The following is a 21,860-nucleotide window of genomic DNA, read 5'->3' as shown; positions in this document are numbered from 1 at the left end:
CACGCGGAGAGAGCGGGCCGGGGCGGATCATTACGCGGGTTCACCCCGCCCGATGGGGTGAACCGGAGCGCGCGGCACGCCGAGGGCGGGCCGGCCGGTCAGGTGTCGAAGCCGAAGCCCATCCGGTCCATCGCCTTCAGCCACAGGTTGCGCCGGCCGGCGTTGCGGTCGGCGCGGTCCAGGGACCACTTGGTGAGGCCGATGCCGGCCCACGCCAGGGGCTCGGGCGGGAAGGGCAGCGGCTTGGTGCGCACCATCCGCAGGGCGGTGCGCTCGGTGGGCTCCTGGGAGAGCAGGTCGAGCATGACGTCGGCTCCGAAGCGGGTGGCGCCGACACCGAGGCCGGTGTAGCCGGCGGCATAGGCGACCTTTCCGTCGTGGGCGGTGCCGTAGAAGGCGGTGAAGCGCGAGCAGGTGTCGATCGCGCCGCCCCAGGCGTGGGTGAAGCGCAGGCCCTCCAGCTGCGGGAAGCAGCGGAAGAAGTGCGCGGCGAGCTTCAGATAGGTCTGCGGGCGCTCGTCGCGGGCGGTGTCCAGGCGGCCGCCGTAAGGGTAGACGGCGTCGTAGCCGCCCCATAGGACGCGGTTGTCCGCGGTGAGCCGGAAGTAGTGGAACTGGTTGGCGCTGTCACCGAACCCCTGGCGCCTCTTCCACCCGACGGAGCCGAGCTGCTGCGGCGTCAGCGGCTCGGTGACCAGCGCGTAGTCGTACACCGGGACGATGTATCGGCGGACCCGGCGCAGCAGCGAGGGGAAGACATTGGTGCCGAGCGCGACGTGGCGGGCGAAGACGCGTCCGTACGGGGTGCGCACGGCCATGCCGGAGCCGTTGCGGGCGAGCTGGGTGGCGCGGGTGCGCTCATAGACGCGCACGCCCAGTTCCTCGCAGGCGCGCCGCAGGCCCCACGCCAGCTTGGCGGGGTGCAGCATGGCGACGCCCCTGCGGTCCCACAGGCCGCCGACGAAGGTCGGCGAGTCGACCTCGGCGCGCACCTGGTCGCGGTCGAGCAGCTCCAGTTCGACCCCGTGCCGGGCGGCCTCCCGCGCGGACGCCCCGAGGTCGTCGAGCTGGTAGGGCTCGGTGGCGACGTCGATCTCGCCGGAGCGTTCGAAGTCGCAGTCGATGGAGTAGCGGGCGACGGTCTCCTCGATGCCGTCGAGGTTGCGGTTGCCCAGCCCCTCCAGTCGCTCGAACTCCTCGGGCCAGCGGGCGAGTCCGTTGGCCAGGCCGTGGGTGAGGCTTGCGGCGCAGAAGCCGCCGTTGCGGCCGGACGCCGCCCAGCCCACCTCCCTTGCCTCGATCAGGACGACGTCGCGGTGCGGGTCGCGCTCCTTGGCCAGCAGCGCGGTCCACAGGCCGGTGTAGCCGCCGCCGACCACGAGCAGGTCGCAGTACTCGTCGCCGACGAGGGCGGCACCCGCCCTCGGCCGGCCCGGGTCCTCCAGCCAGAAGGGTGTCGGCTGGGTGTCGGCGAGCGAACGGGCTGGATCCATGGGGTCTCACACCTTCGCGGATGCGGTCAGTGGATCAACTTCGGGCTTTCCTGCGGCGGCCGAGCATCTGTCCGACGACGACGCAGAGCACCGCCGCGACGAACATCAGGGTGCCGATGACGTTCACCTGGACGGGCAGTCCCTTCTGGGCGGCGCCCCAGACGAACATCGGGAAGGTCACGGTGGCCGGGCCGGCGTTGAACTGCGTGATGATGAAGTCGTCGATGGAGATCGCGAAGCTCAGCAGCGCTCCGGCCGCGATGCCGGGCGCGGCGATCGGGAAGGTGATGCGCCAGAAGGTCGACCAGGGGGTCGCGTACAGGTCCTGGGCGGCCTGCTCCAGTCGCGGGTCCATGCTCATCACACGCGCCTTGACCGCCGTCACCACGAAGCTGAGGCAGAACGTGATGTGCGCGATGAGGATGGTCCAGAAACCGAACGGGACGCGCATGTTGAGGAACAGGGTGCCGAGCGAGGCGCCCATGACGATCTCCGGCATCGCCATCGGCAGCCAGATCAGGCCGGTCACCGGGCCTCGGCCGCGGAAACGGTGTCGGCCGAGCGCGAAGGCGACCATGGTGCCGAGGATCGTGGCGCCGAGGGTGGCCAGGACGGCGATCTGCAGCGACAGCGACACCGAGTCGCACATGTCGCCGACGCCGCAGGGATTCTTCCACGCGTCGAGCGAGAAGTGGTTCCAGGAGTAGTTGAAGCGGCCCCTGGGCTGGTTGAAGGAGAAGACCAGGACGATCACGTTGGGGATCGTCAGGTAGGCGAGGGCGGCCGCCCCGGCGAGGACGACGAGGTGCCGGCGCACCCAGTTCAGCACGGGCATCAGACCAGTTCCTCCGTCCCCGCCCTGCGGATGTAGACGGACACGATCACCAGGATCACGGCCATGAGCATGAAGGACAACGCGGCGGCGGTCGGATAGTCGAGCACCGTCAGGAACTTGGACTGGATGACGTTGCCGATCATCTGCTCGCTGGGGCTGCCCAGCAGCTCGGCGTTGATGTAGTCGCCGGAGGCCGGGATGAAGGTGAGCAGCGTGCCGGCCACCACGCCGGGCAGCGAGATCGGGAAGGTCACCGTGCGGAAGGTGGTGAGGGGCCGGGCGTACAGGTCTCCCGCCGCCTCGTGCAGCCGAGCGTCGATGCGCTCCAGCGACGTGTAGAGCGGCAGGATCATGAAGGGCAGGAAGTTGTACGTCAGGCCGCACACCACCGCCAGGGGGGTGGCGAGCACACGGTCGCCGGCGGTGATGCCGAGGGACGCGGTGACGTTCAGGATGTGCAGCCTGTCCAGCACGGTGACGACATAGCCGTCGTCGGCGAGGATCGTCTTCCAGGCCAGGGTGCGGATCAGGAAGCTGGTGAAGAACGGAGCGATGACCATCACCAGGAGCACGTTGCGCCAGCGGCCCGCCTTGAAGGCGATGGTGTACGCCAGCGGATAGCCGATCGCCAGGCAGAGCACCGTGGCGATGCCGGCGTAGATCAGCGAGCGCAGGTAGAAGACGTCGTACTCCCTGAACGCGTCCCAGTAGGTGGCGAAGTGCCAGGTGACGCGGTAGCCCGTCTCAAGGGAGCCGGTCTGCACGGAGGTCGAGGCCTGGTAGACCATCGGCGCCGCGAAGAAGACCAGCAGCCACAGGATGCCGGGCAGCAGCAGCCAGTACGGAACGAGCTTGCGCCGTCGGGCGGCGGCGGCGGCTGGCGCCGGCGGTGTCTGCGCCGCAGCCCCGGAGGGGGCGGTGGAAAGGGCGGCCATCAGGCGCTGACCTCCCCGGCCTCGATGTCCTGGGCGGCGTCGAGAGCGAAGGTGTGGGAGGGGTTCCAGTGCAGCACCACCTCGGCGCCGGGCACGAGGCGGGCGTCGCGTTCCACGTTCGGCGCGAAGACGGCCAGTTCCGGGCACCAGGGGCTGTCGACGACGTACTGGGTGGAGACGCCGATGAAGCTCGCGTCGACGATCCGTCCGGTGATCTTGTTGCGGCCCTCGGGGACCTCGGCCGCGTCGTCGGCGTGCAGAATGGTGATCTTCTCCGGGCGCACCCCGGCCAGGAGCGTGTCGCCCTCCCGCACGGAGGGGACGCAGCGTGCGCTGGGCATCGCGAGGCGCCCGTCGCCGACGCTGAGCAGCAGGTCGTCGCCGCTGGTACCGGCGACCTCGGCCTCGATGAGGTTGGACTGGCCGAGGAAGTTGGCGACGAAGGTGGTGCGGGGGTTCTCGTACAGGTCGGTGGGCGCGCCGAGCTGCTCGATGCGGCCCGCGTTCATCACGGCGATGGTGTCGGCCATGGTCATGGCCTCCTCCTGGTCGTGCGTGACATGCACGAAGGTGATGCCCACCTCGGTCTGGATGCGCTTGAGCTCCAGCTGCATCTGGCGCCGCAGTTTCAGGTCCAGGGCGCCCAGCGGCTCGTCGAGAAGCAGCACCTTGGGGTGGTTGATCAGGGCGCGGGCGACGGCGACGCGCTGCTGCTGGCCACCGGAGAGCTGGTGCGGTTTGCGGCGGGCGAGGTGGCCCAGCTCGACGAGGTCGAGCATCTCCTCGACCTGCCTCTTGACGGACTTGACGCCGCGGCGGCGCAGGCCGAAGGCGACGTTCTCGTAGATGTCGAGGTGCGGGAAGAGCGCGTAGTTCTGGAAGACCGTGTTGACCGGGCGCTTGTACGGCGGCAGGCCCGTGACGTCCTGGTCGCCGATGCGGACGGTGCCGCTGCTGGGGTCCTCCAGGCCGGCGATCATGCGCAGTGTGGTGGTCTTTCCGCAGCCGGAGGCGCCGAGGAGCGCGAAGAAGGAGCCCTCGGGAATGGTGAGGTCGAGCGGGTGGACGGCGGTGAAGTCGCCGTAGGCCTTGCCGATGCCGGCGAGGGTCACGGCGCCACCGGCGGGCGAGGGGTGCTTGGCGTGCGCCGGTTCGCCGGCGAGGTGTGCGGTCTGCTGGGTCATGTCGTCAGATCCCTAACTGCGGTGGCCGGTCAGGCGCCGATGAGCTTGGCGAAGGTGTCCTCGAAGGCGGTCTCCTCCTTGGCGGAGAGCGACCGGAAAGGATGTGCCTTCGCATTCATCTCCGCGTTGGGAATGATCAGCGGGTTGTCGGCCACGTCCTCGTCGATCTTGAGGAGCTCCTCGTACACGCCGGCGCAGGGGGTGATGTAGTTGACCCATGCCGCGAGCTCCGCGGCGATCTCCGGCCGGTAGTACCAGTCGATCAGCAGCTCGGCGTTCTTGAGGTGCCTGGAGCCCGCGGGGACCAGCATGTTGTCGGTGGAGTAGAGGTATCCGGCGGGCGGGATCACAAACTTGATCTCGGGGTTGTCGGCCTGGAGCTGGACGAGGTCCCCGGCCCAGGCCACGCAGGCGGCGATGTTCCCCGAGGCGAGACCGTCGGTGTACTCGTTGCCGGTGAACTGGCGGATCTGCTTGCCGTCCACGGCCTTCTGGATGCGGGCCACGGCCGCGTCGAAGTCGTCCGCGGTGAAGGACTCGGGCCGTCTGCCCATGTCCAGCAAAGTCATGCCTATGGTGTCGCGCATCTCGCTGAGCATCGCCACGCGGCCCTTGAGGTCGGGGTCGTCCAGCAGTTGGGAGACACTGCCGACCTTCTTCCCCTTGGTGGCCTTCTCGTTGTAGGCGATGACGGTGGCGATGCCCTGCCAGGGGTAGGAGTGGGCGCGCCCGGGGTCCCAGTCGGGGTTGCGGAATCGCTGCTCCAGGTTGGTGAACGCGTGCGGCAGGTAGGTGGGGTCCAGCGGCTGGGCCCACCCCAGGCGGATCATGCGGGCGGCCATCCAGTCGGTGAGGACGACCAGGTCGCGGCCGGTGGACTGGCCGGCGGCGAGCTGCGGCTTGATCTTGGCGAAGAACTCGACGTTGTCGGTGATGTCGTCGCTGTACTTGACCTTGATCCCGGTCTTCCTCTCGAAGGCCTCCAGGGTCGGCATGTGCTTCTCGTCGTCGCTCATGTCGATGTAGAGCTGCCAGTTCGAGAAGACGAGCGACTTGTCCCGGTCGGACAGGTCGTCGCTTTTGAGCCCGCCCTGGTTCCTGGTCGCGGCGGGGATGCCGCAGGCGGACAGCGCCCCGGCGCCCGCGACGGCGAGACCGGCGCCGAGCACCCGGCGCCGGCTGAGGGATGCCCTCCCGTTGGTCAGGCTGCGTTCCCACGCTGTGCGTACGGGCTCGGACAGGCCCTCGAACATCTCCATTGCGGCGGCCTCCAGGGACGGTGGTACGGGGCACGGAAGGGGCTACCGGGCCGGTGGGGACGGTCCCGGAGGGGCGGGCGGCCGGGGGTCAGCGGCCGCCGAAGACCGTGCGGTGCCAGCTCTTCCTGGCGACCGCCGTATTGTCGTACATCACGTGCTTGACCTGCGTGTACTCCTCCAGGGAGTACGCCGACATGTCCTTGCCGTACCCGGAGGCCCGGTACCCCCCGTGCGGCATCTCGCTGATGATCGGGATGTGGTCGTTGACCCAGACGCATCCCGCCTTGATCTCGCGGGTGGCCCGGCCCGCGCGGAAGACGTCACGCGTCCACGCCGACGCGGCCAGACCATACGGCGTGTCGTTGGCCAGGGCCAGTCCCTCGTCATCGCTGTCGAACGGCAGCACCACCAGGACGGGCCCGAAGACCTCCGACTGGACGATCTCGCTGTCCTGCGCCGCGCCGGTGACCAGGGTGGGCCGGTAGAAGGCGCCGGGCGAGGCGGGGGCGTCGCCGCCGGTGACGACCGTGGCGTAGGAGCGGGCCCGCCCCACGAAGCCGGCGACGCGGTCGCGCTGGGCGTGCGAGACGAGGGGGCCGAGGTCGGTGTCTGCGTCGAAGGGGTCGCCGACGCGGATGCCCGAGAAGAGGTCGGCGACACCGGCGACGAAGGCGTCGTAGAGGGGGCGCTGCACATAGGCGCGGGTGGCGGCGGTGCAGTCCTGACCGGTGTTGATCAGGGCGCCGGCGACCGCGCCGTGGACGGCCGCCTCCAGGTCGGCGTCGTCGAAGACGACGAAGGGCGCCTTGCCGCCCAGCTCCAGGTGCAGCCGCTTGACGGTGCCGGTGGCGATCTCCGCGACGCGCCTGCCGACCGCGGTGGAGCCGGTGAAGGAGGTCATGGCGACGTCCGGATGGCCCACCAGGTGCTCGCCCGCCTCCTTGCCGGCGCCGGCGACCACGTTGACCACGCCCGCCGGGATGCCCGCCTCGGTCGCCGCCTCGGCGAACATCAGCGAGGTCAGCGGCGTCAGTTCGGCCGGCTTGAGCACAATGGTGTTGCCCGCGGCGATCGCCGGAAGGACCTTCCAGGCGGCCATCTGCAACGGGTAGTTCCACGGCGTGATGGAACTCACCACGCCCACGGGCTCGCGCCGCACATAGGAGGTGTGGTCGCCGGAGTACTCCCCCGCCGCCCTGCCCTCCAGATGGCGGGCGGCGCCCGCGAAGAACGCGGTGTTGTCGACGGTGCCCGGGACGTCGAACTCCGTGGTCAGCCGGAGCGGCTTGCCGCACTGGAGCGACTCGGCGTACGCGAACTCGGCGGCCCGCCCGGCGAGGACGCCGGCGAAGCGGTGCATGGCGTCGGATCGTTCACCGGGAGTGGCGCCGGCCCAGCCGGGCAGCGCCCAAGCGGCGGCGGCGACCGCGGCGTCCACGTCGCCGGGGCCGGCCAGGTCGTAGGAGTACACGGTCTCGCCCGTCGCCGGGGCGACCACGGGGTGCGGCCGGCCGGAGGTGCCGACGCACAGGGTGCCGTCGATGTACTGGGCCCCCGCGGCGAAACGCTCCCGCACGTCGAACACGCCGTTCGCGCTGAGGTCCATCGTCTTCTCCTCGCACTCCCTCGGCGGCGTGGCTAAAGCCTGGATTGGTGGATGATCCTGACAGAGGAGGCTCACCCCAACAAGTGATTCCGTTGTTGCCTTTTGGTTACGCGACGAATTCTGTGTCATCTTCGGGGCGCGGCAGACCGGCCGGGGGACGCTGCCGGGCGCCGCGTCCGGCAGTGTCCGCCGGGCGGCGGTCACGTCGCATGCCGCGTCACGGGGGCCTTCACGCAGTGGGGTTACCGTGGCACGGCATCCGCCCCGCTCCGCCGCCGGAGGTCACCCGTGTTCCCCACCGTCGCCGAGGTCCTGGAACTGGACGTGCTCCGAAGGGGAGCGCCGCAGGTCGTCGCGGGCTCCGGCGGGCTCCGGCGCCCGGTGCGCTGGGTGCACGTCAGCGAACTGGCCGACATCGCCGGCATGCTGCGCGGGGGCGAGCTGGTGCTCACCACCGGCGTGATGCTGCCCGACGACAAGGAGGCGCTGGCACGCTACATCGACGGCCTCGCCGACGTCGGCGCGGCGGGCCTCGTCGTCGAGCTGGGCCGGCGCTACGCGGACGCCCTGCCCCTCCCCCTCGTGCGGGCCGCAGGGCGGCGCGGGCTGCCGCTCGTGGTCCTGCGCGCCGAGGTGCGCTTCGTCGCGGTGACCGAGGCCGTCCACGCCCTCGTCGTCGACGCCCAGTTGACCGAGCTGCGGGCCTCGGAGGCGGTGCACCAGACCTTCAACGAGCTGTCCGTCGAGGGCGCCGAGCCCGACGAGGTCGTCCGGGAGGTGGCCCGGATGGCGGGCGCGCCCGTCGTCCTGGAGAACCTCTCGCACCAGGTGCTCGCCTTCGACTCCGCGGGCCAGGACCCCGAAGCCCTGCTCGACGGCTGGGAACGGCGCAGCCGCGGCGTGCACCCGGCCGGCCGCACCGGCCACGACCGGCGCACCGGCTGGCTGGTCACCGCGGTGGGGGCGCGCGGCCGGGACTGGGGCAGACTGGTGATCGTCGGCGAACCGGCGCCCGCCACGGCGCCGGACCCGATCGAACGCCCGCACCGCCACGGGGTGCTGCTGGAGCGGGGGGCCGCCGCCCTCGCGCTCAACCGGCTGCTGCAGCGCGACCGGGAGTCCCTGGAGCGGCAGACCCACCGCACCCTGCTCTCCGGCATCCTCACCCATGCCCTGACCGTCTCCGACGTGGCGCTGCGCGCCCGGGCGCTCGGGGTGCCGCTGGAGGGCCGGCGGCTGGTCGGCGTCATGCTGCGGCTGCGCGGCGGACCCGCCTCAGCCGCGCTGGAGGCGCAGGCCAGGCTGCGGGACTTCACCGAGACGGCGGCCCAGGCCGTACGCGAGCGGGGGCTGACGGCGCTCACCGCGCCCCTCGACGACGGCGCGGTCGGCGTGCTGGTCTCGCTCGGCGCCTCCGACCACGAGCACACCGCGCTGGAGGACTTCGCCGCCGCGCTGACCCGGCTGACCGACCCCGCCCGGGACGGCGGACCCGCCTTCCTCATGGCGGCCGGTTCCTCGGTCGGCTCCCTGCGCGACGCCCGCCGCACCCTGCTGGAGGCGGCACAGGTCGCGGACGCCGCGATGCACGGCGGGCGCGGCGAAGGGGGCGGGGCACAGCCCCTCACCCCGGGGGTGGTGGCGGGCGGCGGGCGCGGAGCGGGAGGCGTGAGGGGCGGCGGGCGGGCGTACTACCGACTGCCGGACGTCCGGCTGCGCGGGCTGCTCCACCTCCTGCGCGACGACGCGCGGCTGCAGACGTACGTCGAGCGCGAGCTCGGCCCGCTGCTCGCCCACGACGCCGAGCACGGGAAGGATCTGGTCCGGATCCTCACCGCCTACCTGGACGCCGGCCGCAACAAGTCGGCCGCGGCCGAGGCCGCGCATCTGTCGCGGCCCTCATTCTACGACCGGCTGCACCGCGTCGAACGCGTCCTCGGCGTCGACCTGGACCAGGTCGAGTCCTGTCTCTCGCTGCACGTGGCCCTGCTGGCGCTGGACGCGGTGCGGCGCTGAACCGCGGCGCCGGCCCTACGGCACGTCCAGGTGCCAGTAGGTGTAGTCGTACGCGTAGCCGGGTGCGACCTCGACCTGGAAGAGGCCGTCCTCGTCGTCCATCGGTACGACCACGGTGACCTCCGCGGTCGTGCGCTCGCCGGCCTCCAGCTCGCCGGACAGGCCGCGGCCTGCCGACAGGTTCGGCAGGCTCTCCTCCTCCTCGTCGGCCGGATAGGCGGAGATCTCGCTCTCGCTGAGGTCCGCGGTGTCGTCGCCGGTGTTCACCACCTCGACGGTGAAGGTGACGGCGGTGCCCTCCCCGGCCAGGCCGGTGGGCAGGCCCTCGGCAGGGCGGGCGTCGGTCAGCGTGACGCGGACCCCGTCCTCGTAGACGGCGGTGCCGCCCTCGCCCAGCGGCTCCGCCCAGTCGCCGTTCCGGGACGTGATGAGATCGCCGCCCGGCCCGTCGAACCAGCCATTGTTGATTCCGTTGACGGCCAGGGCGATCATCGCGGCCGACAGGACGATGGAGACCGCCCCGAGGATCAGGCCGGTCATCGCCTGTGCCCGGTTGGTCGCCTCGCCGCGCCGGGTGAACCGCAGTCCGACGATGCCGCAGACGACGGCCGCGATGCCGAGCGGGAGGCCGAGGAAGGCCCCGAAGCAGGACACCGCCAGGACGGCGCCCACGATGGCCAGGACCATCGCCGTCACGCCGACGCCGTTGCGGGCGGGGGGCGGCGGCGCCCACCCGCCGTACGGGTCCATCCCGTAGCCGGGGTGGGTGGGGTAGCCGGGGTGGGCCGGGTACGCGGGGTAACCGGGCGGCCCGGAGTGCCCGGGGTAGGCGGGGAAGGCGGGGAAGGCGGGGAAGCCGGGCCCGCCGGGGTGGGGCGGCTGCGGGGGCACGGCCGCCGCGTCCGGCGCGGGCGGCGCCCACGGATCGCGCGGCTGCGCGTCCGGCCCGGGCGCGGGCGCGCCCTCGGGCACCGGGCGCTTGGTCAACTCCACGTGCTCCTGCGGCGGCTGCGGGACGGGCGGCGCCCAGGGGTGGTATCCGGCCGGCGCGCCGGGTTGCCCGTATCCGGGAGCCGTGGGCACCGGCGGCGCCCACGGATCGCGCGGCCCTGGCACCCCGAAGGGCGGCACGGCGGGCGCGGCAGGCGCGGCAGGCACGGCGGGCGCCGCAGGCACGCCAGGCGCCGCAGGCACGCCAGGCGCCGCAGGAGCAGCGGGCGCCGCAGGCACGGCGGGCGCCGCAGGCACGCCAGGCGCCGCAGGCACGGCGGGCGCCGCAGGAGCAGCGGGCGCCGCAGGAGCAGCGGGCGCCGCAGGCACGGCGGGCGACCCGCCTTCCGTGCCCGCGCCATCCACGGGCGCCGCGCTTCCGGGCGCCTCCCTGTCCCCGGCCGGGGCGGTGCCGGAGTCGGCGTCCGCCGGGGCCGCCGGGGCCGCCGAGGGCGGCGACGGGAGCGCCGCTGCGGGGGTTTCGCTCGCGGCGTCGAGCGGCGTCGGGTTCTCGGCTTCGTGGGACATCGCTGCCTTCCTGATGACTACGTCGGGCAATGCTATGGCCTGCGACAACACCGAACAGGGGCATTTTCACGTTTACGATGGCGGTTGCCGACGACCCCGCAGGAGGTTCACCGCATGCCCGACACCGCGTCATCCCTCGACGCCTTCATCGCGGGGCTCCCCAAGGCCGAACTGCACGTGCACCACGTCGGCTCGGCCTCTCCGCGCATCGTGGCGGAGCTCGCCGCGCGGCACCCGGATTCCCGGGTGCCCGCCGACCCCGCCGCTCTCGCCGAGTACTTCAGCTTCCGGGACTTCGCCCACTTCATCGAGGTCTACCTGTCCGTCGTCGACCTGGTCCGCGACGCGGAGGACGTGCGCCTGCTGACGTACGAGGTCGCCCGCGACATGGCGCGGCAGAACATCCGTTACGCGGAGCTGACCGTGACCCCGTACAGCTCGGTCCGCCGGGGCATCCCGGATGGGGCCTTCGTCGAGGCGATCGAGGACGCCCGCAAGGCGGCCGAGTCGGAGCTCGGCGTCGTGCTGCGCTGGTGCTTCGACATCCCGGGCGAGGCGGGGCTGGCCTCCGCCGAGGAGACCGCGCGCATCGCCACCGAGCTGCAGCCGGAGGGGCTGGTCAGCTTCGGGCTGGGCGGGCCCGAGATCGGGGTGCCGCGCCCCCAGTTCAAGCCGTACTTCGACCGTGCCCGCGCGGTCGGCCTGCACAGCGTGCCGCACGCGGGCGAGACCACCGGTCCGCAGACGATCTGGGACGCGCTGCGCGAACTGGGCGCCGAGCGCATCGGCCACGGCACCAGCGCCACCCAGGACCCTCGTCTGCTGGAGCACCTGGCCGAGCACCGCATCCCGCTGGAGGTCTGCCCGACCTCCAACATCGCCACCCGCGCCGTCGCCACGCTCGACGAGCACCCCGTCAAGGAGATGGCGGCCGCGGGCGTGCTCGTCACCGTGGGCAGCGACGACCCGCCCATGTTCGGCACCGACCTCAACACCGAGTACGCGGTGGTGGCACGGCTGCTGCGGCTCGACGAGGGCGGCCTGGCCCAGCTCGCCAGGAACGCCGTCGAGGCCTCCTTCCTCGACGCCCCCGGCAAGGCGAAGCTCACCGCCGAGATCGACTCCTACCTGGCCGGATGGCAGCACTAGCGATCGCCCACCGCGGCGACCCCTACCGCCACCGCGAGAACACCCTGCCCTCGCTGCGCAGCGCGCTGCGCGCGGGGGCGGACACGGTGGAGATGGACGTACGGCTGACCCGCGACCAGGTGCCGGTGCTGCTCCACGACCCCAGCCTCAAGCGGCTGTGGGGCGTGGGGTCGGCGGTGGCCGACCTCACGGCGGACCGGCTGCCGCCGGGCGTCCCGACGCTGTACGAGGCGCTGACCGCGGTCCGCGGCTGCCGGGCGCTGATCGACCTCGCCCTGCCGGAGTCCGCGGGCCCGGTGCTGGCCGCGGTCCGGGACGCGGGCGCCGCGGACCGTACGTACTACTGCGGCGAGACGGCCGCCGTGCTGGCGCTGCGCGACGGTGACCCGGCCGCCGAGATCGCGCTGACCTGGAAGACCTCCGCGCCCGTGCCGCCACTGCTGCTGACGCGGCTGCGGCCGCGCTGGATCAACCTGCGCTTCGGGCTGGTGGACGCGCCCGTGGTGGCGTGGGCGCACGGCGAGGGCCTGTGGGTCGGCGCGTGGACGGTGGACCTGCGCCGGACGATGCGGCGGCTGCTACGCCTCGGCGTGGACGCCGTGACCAGCAACCGCATCGGCGTGCTGCGCGCGGAGCTCGACGGCCCTTGAAGCGTGCGCGGACCGCGGTCCGCGCACGCCGCGGTCCGTCAGACGCCGGCCGGCTGGGCGGGCGCCGCGGTGGCGCTCTCCAACCGCTTGATCAACCGCCGCAGGGCCAGCAGCGGCACCATGCCGAAGACGCCGAAGGCCATGTCGACCGGCATCCACCACAGCGGCAGGCCGCGCAGCGGGATGCAGATCGCGGCCAGCGGGACGATCCCGACGCAGGCGATCATGGCCCACTCGACGACCCAGACGTTGCGCACCGGGTCGCGCCAGACGCCGTAGAAGGCCACGGCGATCACCAGGTGGGCGAAGGCCAGCCAGTCCGTGCCGTAGAAAAGGAAGGGGTAGGTCGCGTCGGTGGTGTCCAGCGCCTCCCTCACACGTGACATCCAGTCACCGACCGCCCCGGGAAGGCCCCAACCGTCCACCCAGCGCACCTCCTGCGCCAGCGGGAACGCGGTCACGCCGCTCAGCACCAGGCCCACCACGAAGACAACGAGCCAGGCCCGTATGCGCTGTTCGAGAGATCTTCGATCCTCCATACCGGCAGCGTACGCGCGCACGCCGCGGCCCCGGACGCGGGGGTCGCGCCGGGGCCGTGGCGGGGCTGTTGCAGGGCTGCGGCGGGGGCTCGCCCCCTCGTGCGTCAGCCGTCCAGGGACGTCATGACGTGCTTGACGCGCGTGTAGTCCTCGAAGCCGTAGGCGGACAGGTCCTTGCCGTAGCCGGACTTCTTGAAACCGCCGTGCGGCATCTCGGCGACCAGCGGGATGTGGGTGTTGATCCACACGCAGCCGAAGTCGAGGCGCTTGGACATGCGCATCGCACGGGCGTGGTCCTTGGTCCACACCGAGGAGGCCAGCGCGTACTCCACGCCGTTGGCCCACTCGACGGCCTGGTCCTCGTCGGAGAAGGACTGGACGGTGATGACCGGGCCGAAGACCTCGTTCTGGATGATCTCGTCGTCCTGCCTGAGTCCGGAGACGACGGTGGGGGCGTAGAAGTAGCCCTTCTCGCCGACCCGGTGGCCGCCGGCCACGACCTTCGCGTGCGCCGGCAGGCGCTCGATGTAGCCGGCGACCTGGGCGAGCTGGTTGGCGTTGTTCAGCGGGCCGTAGAGCACGTCCTCGTCGTCCGGGGCGCCGGTCTTGGTGTCGGCGGCGGTCTTGGCCAGCTGCGCCACGAACTCGTCGTGGATCGACTCGTGGACCAGGACGCGGGTGGCGGCGGTGCAGTCCTGGCCGGCGTTGAAGTAGCCCGCGACGGCGATGTCCTCGACCGCCTTCGCGATGTCGGTGTCCTGGAAGACCACGACCGGGGCCTTGCCGCCGAGTTCGAGGTGGACCCGCTTGACGTCCTTGGCGGCGCTGCCGGCCACCTGGATGCCGGCGCGGACCGAGCCGGTGATGGAGGCCATCGCCGGGGTCGGGTGCTCGACCATCAGCCGGCCCGTCTCACGGTCGCCGCACACGACGTTGAAGACACCCTCGGGCAGGATCCCTGCGATGATCTCGGCGATCAGCACGGTGGAGGCCGGGGTGGTGTCCGAGGGCTTGAGCACCACCGTGTTGCCCGCGGCGATCGCCGGCGCGAACTTCCACACGGCCATCATCATCGGGTAGTTCCACGGGGCGACCTGGGCGCAGACGCCGACCGGCTCCCGGCGGACGATCGAGGTCATGCCCTCCATGTACTCGCCGGCCGAGCGGCCCTCGAGCATGCGGGCGGCGCCCGCGAAGAAGCGGATCTGGTCGACCATCGGAGGGATCTCCTCGCTGGCCGTCAGCCCGATCGGCTTGCCGGTGTTCTCGCTCTCGACGGCGACCAGCTCGTCCGCGCGCGCCTCGAAGGCGTCCGCGATCTTCAGCAGGGCCCTCTGGCGCTCCGAGGGCGTCGTGTCGCGCCAGGCCGGGAAGGCGGCCGCGGCGGCGGCCATGGCCGCGTCGACATCGGCGGCGGCGGAGAGCGGCGCGGTCGCGTAGACCTCACCGGTGGCGGGGTTCACCACGTCGGTGGTGCGCCCGTCGGCGGCATCGCGGAATTCTCCGTTGATGTGGTTGCGCAAGATACGGAGCTCGCCCACTGCACCTCTCCCTGTCCTGTCCGATGTGTGAGACGGACTCCAGCCTACCGGCAGCACTGCCGTATTCGACATAGCCGAAACTCCGAAACAACAGATTCCGCGCGAACAGAACCTGTAAACCACGGATTTCATCGATCAGGGGTTGCATGACGGCTGACCTCTCGTGCAGAGTGGGGGGCGTGGCCACTCGTACTCCGGATCACAGGGGCGGCAACGCCGGCCTCGTGATCGATTCCGTCTCCAAAGCGATCATCGAGCAGCTCCAGGAGGACGGCAGGCGTCCCTACGCCGCCATCGGCAAGGCCGTGGGCCTGTCGGAGGCGGCCGTGCGCCAGCGCGTCCAGAAACTGCTCGACCAGGGCGTCATGCAGATCGTCGCCGTCACCGACCCGCTCACCGTGGGCTTCCGGCGGCAGGCGATGGTCGGCATCAACGTCGAGGGCGACGTCGAGCACGTCGCCGACGCGCTCGCGGCGATGGGGGAGGTCGAGTACGTCGTCGTGACCGCGGGCTCCTTCGACCTGCTGATCGAGATCGTCTGCGAGGACGACGACCATCTCCTGGAGACGATCAACAAGCGGATCCGCACGCTGCCCGGCGTGCGGTCCACCGAGAGCTTCGTCTACCTCAAGCTGCGGAAGCAGACCTACACCTGGGGAACCAGATAGCCATGAGCGCGGACCTTTCCAAGACCGCGTACGACCACCTGTGGATGCACTTCACCCGCATGTCGTCGTACGAGAACGCCCCTGTGCCGACCATCGTGCGCGGCGAGGGCACGTACATCTACGACGACAAGGGCAAGCGCTACATCGACGGTCTGGCGGGGCTGTTCGTGGTCAACGCCGGCCACGGCCGCGTGGAACTCGCGGAGACCGCCTACAAGCAGGCCCAGGAGCTCGCCTTCTTCCCGGTGTGGAGCTACGCCCACCCCAAGGCGGTCGAGCTCGCCGAGCGCCTCGCCGGCCACGCCCCCGGCGACCTCGACAAGGTCTTCTTCACCACCGGCGGCGGTGAGGCCGTCGAGACCGCCTGGAAGCTCGCCAAGCAGTACTTCAAGCTCACCGGCCGGCCGACCAAGTACAAGGTCGTCTCGCGTGCCGTCGCCTACCACGGCACTCCGCAGGGCGCCCTGTCCATCACCGGTCTGCCGGGCCTCAAGGCACCCTTCGAGCCGCTGGTCCCCGGCGCCCGCAAGGTGCCCAACACCAACATCTACCGCGCGCCGCTCTTCGGCGACGACCCCGAGGCCTTCGGCCGCTGGGCCGCCGACCAGATCGAGCAGGAGATCCTCTTCGAGGGCCCGGAAACCGTCGCGGCCGTCTTCCTGGAGCCGGTGCAGAACGCCGGCGGCTGCTTCCCGCCGCCGCCCGGCTACTTCCAGCGGGTCCGCGAGATCTGCGACCGGTACGACGTGCTGCTCGTCTCCGACGAGGTCATCTGCGCCTTCGGACGGCTCGGCACGATGTTCGGCTGCGACAAGTTCGGCTACGTCCCGGACATGATCACCTGTGCCAAGGGCATGACCTCGGGCTACTCCCCCATCGGCGCGTGCATCATCTCCGACCGCGTCGCCGAGCCCTTCTACCGGGGCGACAACACCTTCCTGCACGGCTACACCTTCGGCGGCCACCCGGTGTCGGCGGCGGTCGCCCTGGCGAACCTCGACATCTTCGAGCGCGAGCAGCTCAACCAGCACGTCCTCGACAACGAGGGCGCCTTCCGCGCCACCCTGGAGAAGCTGAAGGATTTGCCGATCGTCGGCGACGTCCGCGGCAACGGCTACTTCTACGGCATCGAACTGGTGAAGGACAAGGCCACCAAGGAGACCTTCACCGACGAGGAGACCGAGCGCGTCCTGTACGGCTTCCTCAGCAAGGCGCTCTTCGAGAACGGCCTCTACTGCCGCGCGGACGACCGCGGGGACCCGGTCGTCCAGCTCGCGCCGCCGCTGATCGCCGACCAGTCGACGTTCGACGAGATCGAGGGCGTCCTGCGCACCGTCCTCACCGAGGCGTGGACCAAGCTCTGACCGCTCCTTGCCGAGGACCGGTCGCGTCCGGGGCGCCACCGGCGCGCCCCGGACGCTGGGAGCGCCCCCGGCGGCCGGCACCGCCCGCGCGCCCCTTCGGCGCACTCGGCGACAGCGGCCACGGGACCGGGGCGGGAAGCCGGGGAAACGGGGGAGACCGCGCCGAGGCGTAGTCCGCACGGGTGGCCACGCCCGGCGAAAGGCGGCCGGTGACGGCGGGACAGGGCGGTGGGGCGCATACGGTGCGCAGTGACCCGGACTCCCCGCGTTCGTCGGAGGCCCATGTGAACCCACCCGACAACGACGTGCTGTGGGCCCGCGGCCTGCACCACACGCACGACCGCTCACCCGCCCTGCTCGGCGTGTCCCTCGGCGTGCGGGAGGGCGAGATCCTCGGCGTCCTCGGCGCGCACGGCGCCGGAAAGACCACCTTGCTGCGCTGCCTGTCCGGCGAACTCCTCCCCGAGCAGGGCGAGGTGTGGTTCAACGGCTCCCCCGTGCACAGCCTCGGCACGGCCGCCCGCGAGCGGCTGCGCCGCGAGCGCTTCGGCTGGGTCGGCAGCAGCCCCCAGCTGCTGCCCGAACTGACCGTCCGGGAGAACACCGCGCTGCCGCTGCTTCTGTGCGGCGTCCCCTACCGCACGGCCCGCACCGCCGCTCAGGAGTGGCTGGACCGGCTGGACCTCGGCGGTGTGGCCCGCAGGCGCCCGGACCGGCTGCTCCAGGCCGAGCGCCAGCGCGTGGCGATCGCCCGCGCCCTGGTCAACCGGCCTTCCGTGGTCCTCGCCGACGAACCGACCGCTCCGCTGCACCGCGCGGACAGCGCCCAGGTGCTGCGCATGCTGACCAGCGCCGCACGTTCGCACGGCATCGCCTTGCTGCTGGCGTCCGACGACCCCGAGGTCGTCTCCCTCGCCGACCGGGTGGTCACCCTCGTCGACGGCCGGCTCGCCGCCGGCATGCCGCACCAGGAGCGGGAGGAAGCCGACTCGTGCTCAGCCTCCGTGTAGCCCTCGGTTCCCGGCCGGACGTACTGCTGCGCCGGCTGCTCGTCGTCGCCGCGGCCGCGGGCACGGGGTTTCTGCTGCTCGCCGTGCTCGGGCACGCCCTCGCGCACCCGGAGCAGGCCCCGGACGGCCTCCTCCGGCTGCTGTGGTGCGCCGTGCCGTTCGCCGCCACCGTCCATCTGTCGGTGCTGGTGGCCCGTACGGAGCCGAGCGTGCTGCGGCCGGGACTGTCCGCCGCCGGGCTCAGCCGGCGCGGACTGCCGCTGCTGGCCGCGGCCGGCTCGGCGCTCAACTGCGGTCTGGGCGCCCTGCTCGCGCTCCTGGCCTTCCTCTTCCTGCGCGGCGAGCTGCCCGGCCCGCATGTCACCGGCGCCGCCGCGGCCTTGGGCGCGGACCGGGAACTCCCGCTCGCGGGCGCGCTGACGCTGCTGGCCACGCTCCCGCCGGTCGCGGCGCTCTCGACCGCCGCCGCGCTGCGGCCGAAACGCGCCCGTCATGAGGTGCCCTCCACGCGGGAGGGCCGCACGCCCGTGGGCCTGCCGTGGGGCGTCGCCCTTGTGGCGATCGGCCTGACCGTGCAGGTCGCCTCGGCCGGGAAGGCCGCCGCCCCCGGCGGCAGGCTCCCGCTGCCCGGCGGCCTCGGCCACATCGCGGCGGCCGTCGCCGGCGGCTGGCTGCTGACGGCCGCCGGCATGGTGCTGGCCATGCCCGGCCTGATCCACCTGTGCGGGCGGCTGCTGGCGGCGCACCGGCCCGGCTCCCTGCGGCTCCTGGCGGGCCGGGCCCTCCAGGAGGAGGCGGCGCTCGTGGGCCGTCCGCTGGGCGCGCTCTGCGCGGTGGCCGCCACCGCCCTCGCCGGCAGCGACCGGGTCGGCGCCGCGACGCACCCCGTCGGACCGCTCACGGTGCTGGGTGGCCTCCTGGTCGTCCTGTCGGCGGTCGCGACCGCCCTGACCGCGACCGTGGACGCCAGGCGCGCCCGCCGTCCGGCCACCGCCGCTCTCACCCGGCTCGGAGCGCCCGCCGCGCTGCTGCGCAACGCGGCCGCCGTACGGGCCCTTTCGGTCCTCGGCGCCGTGCTGCCGCTGACCTTGCTCATCGCCCATCTGGGCACCGTCCCGCTGCCGTGACGTCCCCGCCGTCCCGAGGGGCGGCGCGCCCGCTCCGACGGCCGTACCAGGAGCCCGCCGTGCGGGGACCGGAACCCCGCCGAGACCCCCGCGGCGGGCTCCGCCGTCCCGAGGGCTAGGGTGGCGGGCGTGCAGCCGACGAGTGATCACGAGATAGAGACCCTCGAGGAGTTCGACCGCGTCGCCGCGTCGGGATCGCTGCGCGGTCAGCGCGTGCAGTCGGTCGACCTGACGGCCCGTACGCCCGCCCTGATGTCCACGGACACCTCCGAGGCCGTCTTTCTGGGCTGCGCCATGGAGCCGGAGGCGGCCGCCCACGTCCGCGCGGGCGGCGCCATGTTCTTCCCCCCGGTGCCGGACCTCCCCTTCGACCCCTACCGCGGCTCGCTCTACGGACCGGACGCGCTGTTCGAGGGCCTCTCCGAGGGGTACGAGGCGACCCCGGACGCCCGCGCCTACCAGTGGTTCCTGCGTACCCGGGGCAGCGGGGACATCTACGCCTCGATGCTGCGCGGGATCCACGACGACGCGGTCTCCGACGCCTTCGACGAACTCGTCGCGGGCGCCCGCGTCGTGGGGGTCATGGGCGGTCACGCCATGGAGCGCGGCAGCGACGCGTACGCGGACGCGGCCCGGCTCGGCCGGTCGCTGGCCCGCGCGGGCCTGACCGTGGCCACGGGCGGCGGGCCCGGCGCCATGGAGGCGGCCAACCTCGGCGCCTACGCCGCGCCCTTCGACGACGCGATGCTCCTCGATGCCCTGGAGACGGTGGCCAAGGTCCCCTCCTTCCGCCCTTCCGTCACGGACTGGGCGCGCGTCGCCTTCGACGTGCGCGACCGCTGGCCCGACGGCGGCGCCTCCATCGGCGTGCCGACGTGGTTCTACGGACACGAGCCGCCGAACGCCTTCGCCGCACACATAGCCAAGTACTTCGCCAACGCCATCCGCGAGGACGGCCTGCTGGCCCGCTGCACCGCCGGGGTGGTCTTCCTGCCGGGCGCGGCGGGCACCGTCCAGGAGGTCTTCGACACCGCCACGCCGAACTACTACGAGTCCAACGGCGCTCCGCGTCCCATGGTGCTGGTCGGCCGCGAGCACTGGACGCGGCGCCTGCCCGTCTGGCCACTTCTGCGGGCGCTCGCCGAAGGCCGCTCCATGGAGCCGCGCATCGCGCTCGTCGACTCCGTCGAGGACGTCCCGCAGGCCCTGGCGCAACTGACGCGGCGTTGACCACCCCGCCCCGGGGTGCGGTGGTGGCTCCGCAGGACGGTCACGGTCCGCGCCGCCGAGCCCGGCTGGGGGTCCAGACTCCAAAGCCGGTCCGGTTCGGGGTGCCGGGGGTCTCGTCGCCGTCCGCGCGGCGGAGGTGTCGACGGTCGGCCGCTCGAAGGGCGGCTGGCCGTCGAGGCAGGTAGGGGCAGAGGGCCAGTACCTGGTTCTGATCTCTCCGGTGGCCGGGTGAGAGAGCGCAGCCCTTGCTGGTCACGCGATGTCGACCCGCGTTTAAGCACTTGACCCGGTCCGTACGGTGTTCGAGTGAAAAACAAGCTGATCGACGAGCTCCGCACCGCGTATGACGCCCAACTCCGCGGTGTCACCCCTCCAGGCGGCAGCGCCCGCATCGAGAAGGACGGCCCCTTGACCCGCGTCGTCGGCTGGCACCGCGGCTTTGTCACGGGCCCACGCGACCTTGGTGTGCGTGGGGCAGAACTCGACGCGCTCATAGCGCGACAGCGTGACTTCTTCGCTGCCCGTGGTGAGGCGGTCGAATGGAAGACTCGCGCCCATGATCTCCCCGCCGACCTCACTGACCGGCTCACGGCGGCCGGCTTCGTCGCCGAGGACAGCGAGACCGTGCTCATCGGGCAGTCCGCGGACCTTGCCGCCGATCCCGTCCTGCCCGACGGCGTCACCCTCCGCCGTGTCACCTCCAGGTCAGACCTCCAGCGCATCGCCGCCATGGAGAGCATCGTCTGGGGCGAGGATTGGAGTTGGCTCGCCGACGACCTGGCCGCCCGGATCGAGAACGCCCCGGAGAACACCATCGTCCTCGTCGCCGAGGCACACGCCGAAGTCGTCTGTGCGGCCTGGCTGGTGTTCAAGGACGGCGTCGACTTCAGTGGCCTCTGGGGCGGCTCGACGCTCAAGGAATGGCGCGGACAGGGCATCTACCGGGCCATGGTCGCCCACCGGGCCCAACTCGCCGCTGCCCGCGGTGTCCCCTACGTCTACGTCGACGCCTCAGCCGACAGCGCCCCGATCCTCACCCGCCTCGGCCTGCACGCGGTCACCACGACGACACCGTATGTCTGGTCGCCCTGAGCGCAGCCGGCCTTCGACGGCGCCTCAGCTCGGGCTCGGGTCCCGGCGAGGCGGCGGGAGTCGGTTCCGGTCTCGAAGACGGTGCCGTTGGAACGGGAGCCGGTCGACGATCGCCGCGCAGAGCCTGGGATCGGTGAACACGTCTTGGTCCAGCCTCCGAACGACTCGTTCGAGGCCGTAGGAGACGTCGGCAACGGTTCCTCGACCAGCCGGTGGAAGATCCGGGTGACGGTGTGCCGCTGCTTGCGTGGTGCATCCAGGTCCGTCCGGAGGATCTCGTCGATCACCGGCTCGTACCGATCCGGAGCGGGGGCCCGGGGCGGCAGCTTCTCGCGTGGCTCCGGGCGGGCCGAGTCCAGTGCCTTCCCCGGTCCGTCACGTCACGCCGTGTTCGCGCTCGAGCTCTCGCATCGACATGCCGTCGCGGTGGTCACGCCGGATGACCACGTACCGCTCGACCGTCGACATCTGCGGCATGACCAGCACCTTTCGCCAGGAGCATCCCGATGCTGCCCTGGCAAAAACCCGACACCACCCGTCCGTGGAACGGGGCGCCTCCCGAACTCGTCGAGAAGCGACATCGCTACTGCTCGACAAAGCCACGTGGTGGGGGGCGCGCCCGCCCCCCCCACACCCCCCCCGGG

Annotated in this window: 18 protein-coding genes and 1 pseudogene; 9 read left to right on the top strand and 10 right to left on the bottom strand. The window is 72.1% G+C overall.

Annotation, left to right across the window (positions count from 1 at the left end; genetic code table 11):
• Window positions 1–98: 98 nt before the first annotated feature.
• From ACRWND_RS21545 to ACRWND_RS21520, 6 genes are all read right to left on the bottom strand, one after another.
• Window positions 99–1,493: an NAD(P)/FAD-dependent oxidoreductase gene (locus ACRWND_RS21545; RefSeq protein ID WP_431951838.1), complete on the bottom strand. Its 1,395-nt coding sequence runs from the start codon at window positions 1,491–1,493 to the stop codon at window positions 99–101.
• A 34-nt stretch (window positions 1,494–1,527) separates the two neighbouring features.
• Window positions 1,528–2,328: an ABC transporter permease gene (locus ACRWND_RS21540; RefSeq protein WP_431951836.1), complete on the bottom strand. Its 801-nt coding sequence runs from the start codon at window positions 2,326–2,328 to the stop codon at window positions 1,528–1,530.
• A complete protein-coding gene (locus ACRWND_RS21535; protein ID WP_431951834.1) occupies window positions 2,328–3,263 on the bottom strand; it encodes an ABC transporter permease in 936 nt (311 codons plus the stop codon). Before ACRWND_RS21535 ends, ACRWND_RS21540 begins: the two co-directional genes overlap by 1 nt.
• Complete coding sequence (locus tag ACRWND_RS21530; protein WP_431951832.1) at window positions 3,263–4,447, bottom strand: ABC transporter ATP-binding protein; 1,185 nt, start codon at window positions 4,445–4,447, stop codon at window positions 3,263–3,265. Before ACRWND_RS21530 ends, ACRWND_RS21535 begins: the two co-directional genes overlap by 1 nt.
• Before the next feature lie 29 nt (window positions 4,448–4,476).
• The gene (locus ACRWND_RS21525; protein WP_431951830.1) at window positions 4,477–5,706 is read right to left on the bottom strand and encodes a polyamine ABC transporter substrate-binding protein; all 1,230 of its coding nucleotides are present in this window, start codon (window positions 5,704–5,706) and stop codon (window positions 4,477–4,479) included.
• A gap of 88 nt (window positions 5,707–5,794) precedes the next feature.
• Window positions 5,795–7,312, bottom strand: a complete 1,518-nt coding sequence (locus tag ACRWND_RS21520; protein WP_431951828.1) for a gamma-aminobutyraldehyde dehydrogenase — start codon at window positions 7,310–7,312, stop codon at window positions 5,795–5,797.
• A gap of 288 nt (window positions 7,313–7,600) precedes the next feature.
• Between ACRWND_RS21520 and ACRWND_RS21515 the strand changes: the two genes are divergently transcribed.
• Complete coding sequence (locus ACRWND_RS21515; protein WP_431951826.1) at window positions 7,601–9,328, top strand: PucR family transcriptional regulator; 1,728 nt, start codon at window positions 7,601–7,603, stop codon at window positions 9,326–9,328.
• A gap of 15 nt (window positions 9,329–9,343) precedes the next feature.
• On the opposite strand, the gene ACRWND_RS21510 is transcribed toward ACRWND_RS21515, so the two are convergent.
• Window positions 9,344–10,321, bottom strand: coding sequence for a hypothetical protein (locus tag ACRWND_RS21510; RefSeq protein ID WP_431951824.1), 978 nt, complete (start codon window positions 10,319–10,321; stop codon window positions 9,344–9,346).
• Window positions 10,322–10,960: 639 nt separating this feature from the next.
• On the opposite strand from ACRWND_RS21510, the gene ACRWND_RS21505 reads away from it, so the two are divergent.
• Both ACRWND_RS21505 and ACRWND_RS21500 read left to right on the top strand, forming a co-directional pair.
• A complete protein-coding gene (locus tag ACRWND_RS21505) occupies window positions 10,961–11,995 on the top strand; it encodes an adenosine deaminase (RefSeq protein ID WP_431951822.1) in 1,035 nt (344 codons plus the stop codon).
• Window positions 11,983–12,645: a glycerophosphodiester phosphodiesterase gene (locus ACRWND_RS21500; RefSeq protein WP_431951820.1), complete on the top strand. Its 663-nt coding sequence runs from the start codon at window positions 11,983–11,985 to the stop codon at window positions 12,643–12,645. Before ACRWND_RS21505 ends, ACRWND_RS21500 begins: the two co-directional genes overlap by 13 nt.
• 38 nt (window positions 12,646–12,683) lie before the next feature.
• Here the strand turns inward: ACRWND_RS21500 and ACRWND_RS21495 are convergent, their stop codons facing one another.
• Window positions 12,684–13,184 carry a hypothetical protein gene (locus ACRWND_RS21495; protein ID WP_431951818.1) on the bottom strand — a complete coding sequence of 167 codons (501 nt, stop codon included), beginning with the start codon at window positions 13,182–13,184 and terminating at the stop codon, window positions 12,684–12,686.
• 104 nt (window positions 13,185–13,288) lie between these two features.
• Window positions 13,289–14,725, bottom strand: coding sequence for a gamma-aminobutyraldehyde dehydrogenase (locus ACRWND_RS21490; protein ID WP_431951816.1), 1,437 nt, complete (start codon window positions 14,723–14,725; stop codon window positions 13,289–13,291).
• 179 nt (window positions 14,726–14,904) lie between these two features.
• Between ACRWND_RS21490 and ACRWND_RS21485 the strand changes: the two genes are divergently transcribed.
• The 6 genes from ACRWND_RS21485 to ACRWND_RS21460 all read left to right on the top strand — a co-directional run bounded on the left by ACRWND_RS21485 (window position 14,905) and on the right by ACRWND_RS21460 (window position 21,216).
• The gene (locus ACRWND_RS21485; protein WP_431951814.1) at window positions 14,905–15,393 is read left to right on the top strand and encodes an Lrp/AsnC family transcriptional regulator; all 489 of its coding nucleotides are present in this window, start codon (window positions 14,905–14,907) and stop codon (window positions 15,391–15,393) included.
• 2 nt (window positions 15,394–15,395) lie between these two features.
• Window positions 15,396–16,757, top strand: coding sequence for an aspartate aminotransferase family protein (locus tag ACRWND_RS21480; RefSeq protein ID WP_431951812.1), 1,362 nt, complete (start codon window positions 15,396–15,398; stop codon window positions 16,755–16,757).
• 284 nt (window positions 16,758–17,041) lie between these two features.
• Window positions 17,042–17,767, top strand: coding sequence for an ABC transporter ATP-binding protein (locus tag ACRWND_RS21475; protein ID WP_431951810.1), 726 nt, complete (start codon window positions 17,042–17,044; stop codon window positions 17,765–17,767).
• Window positions 17,749–18,894: a hypothetical protein gene (locus ACRWND_RS21470; RefSeq protein ID WP_431951808.1), complete on the top strand. Its 1,146-nt coding sequence runs from the start codon at window positions 17,749–17,751 to the stop codon at window positions 18,892–18,894. The genes ACRWND_RS21475 and ACRWND_RS21470 overlap by 19 nt, the downstream gene beginning before the upstream one ends.
• 120 nt (window positions 18,895–19,014) lie before the next feature.
• Window positions 19,015–20,124 (top strand): LOG family protein, encoded by a 1,110-nt coding sequence (locus ACRWND_RS21465; protein ID WP_431951806.1) that lies wholly within the window; start codon window positions 19,015–19,017, stop codon window positions 20,122–20,124.
• Window positions 20,125–20,430: 306 nt separating this feature from the next.
• Complete coding sequence (locus ACRWND_RS21460; RefSeq protein ID WP_431951804.1) at window positions 20,431–21,216, top strand: GNAT family N-acetyltransferase; 786 nt, start codon at window positions 20,431–20,433, stop codon at window positions 21,214–21,216.
• A 14-nt stretch (window positions 21,217–21,230) separates the two neighbouring features.
• Here ACRWND_RS21460 and ACRWND_RS21455 read toward each other — a convergent pair.
• A pseudogene (locus tag ACRWND_RS21455) lies at window positions 21,231–21,500 on the bottom strand (ATP-binding protein); the annotation flags it as partial.
• Window positions 21,501–21,860: the final 360 nt, after the last annotated feature.

Origin of the sequence: Actinacidiphila sp. bgisy167 (assembly GCF_965342175.1) — a bacterium.
Lineage (GTDB): Bacteria > Actinomycetota > Actinomycetes > Streptomycetales > Streptomycetaceae > Actinacidiphila.
The sequence above is the reverse complement of the archived record's forward strand: the minus strand, read 5'-3'. Positions and strand labels throughout refer to the sequence as shown.

What these genes read in the sequence shown, in the direction of transcription:
- ACRWND_RS21540 (WP_431951836.1), bottom strand. Translation starts at nt 2,328, where the DNA reads ATGCCCGTGCTGAACTGGGTGCGCCGGCACCTCGTCGTCCTCGCCGGG.
- ACRWND_RS21480 (WP_431951812.1), top strand. Translation starts at nt 15,396, where the DNA reads ATGAGCGCGGACCTTTCCAAGACCGCGTACGACCACCTGTGGATGCAC.
- ACRWND_RS21495 (WP_431951818.1), bottom strand. Translation starts at nt 13,184, where the DNA reads ATGGAGGATCGAAGATCTCTCGAACAGCGCATACGGGCCTGGCTCGTT.
- ACRWND_RS21545 (WP_431951838.1), bottom strand. Translation starts at nt 1,493, where the DNA reads ATGGATCCAGCCCGTTCGCTCGCCGACACCCAGCCGACACCCTTCTGG.
- ACRWND_RS21500 (WP_431951820.1), top strand. Translation starts at nt 11,983, where the DNA reads ATGGCAGCACTAGCGATCGCCCACCGCGGCGACCCCTACCGCCACCGC.
- ACRWND_RS21535 (WP_431951834.1), bottom strand. Translation starts at nt 3,263, where the DNA reads ATGGCCGCCCTTTCCACCGCCCCCTCCGGGGCTGCGGCGCAGACACCG.
- ACRWND_RS21520 (WP_431951828.1), bottom strand. Translation starts at nt 7,312, where the DNA reads ATGGACCTCAGCGCGAACGGCGTGTTCGACGTGCGGGAGCGTTTCGCC.
- ACRWND_RS21530 (WP_431951832.1), bottom strand. Translation starts at nt 4,447, where the DNA reads ATGACCCAGCAGACCGCACACCTCGCCGGCGAACCGGCGCACGCCAAG.
- ACRWND_RS21525 (WP_431951830.1), bottom strand. Translation starts at nt 5,706, where the DNA reads ATGGAGATGTTCGAGGGCCTGTCCGAGCCCGTACGCACAGCGTGGGAA.
- ACRWND_RS21505 (WP_431951822.1), top strand. Translation starts at nt 10,961, where the DNA reads ATGCCCGACACCGCGTCATCCCTCGACGCCTTCATCGCGGGGCTCCCC.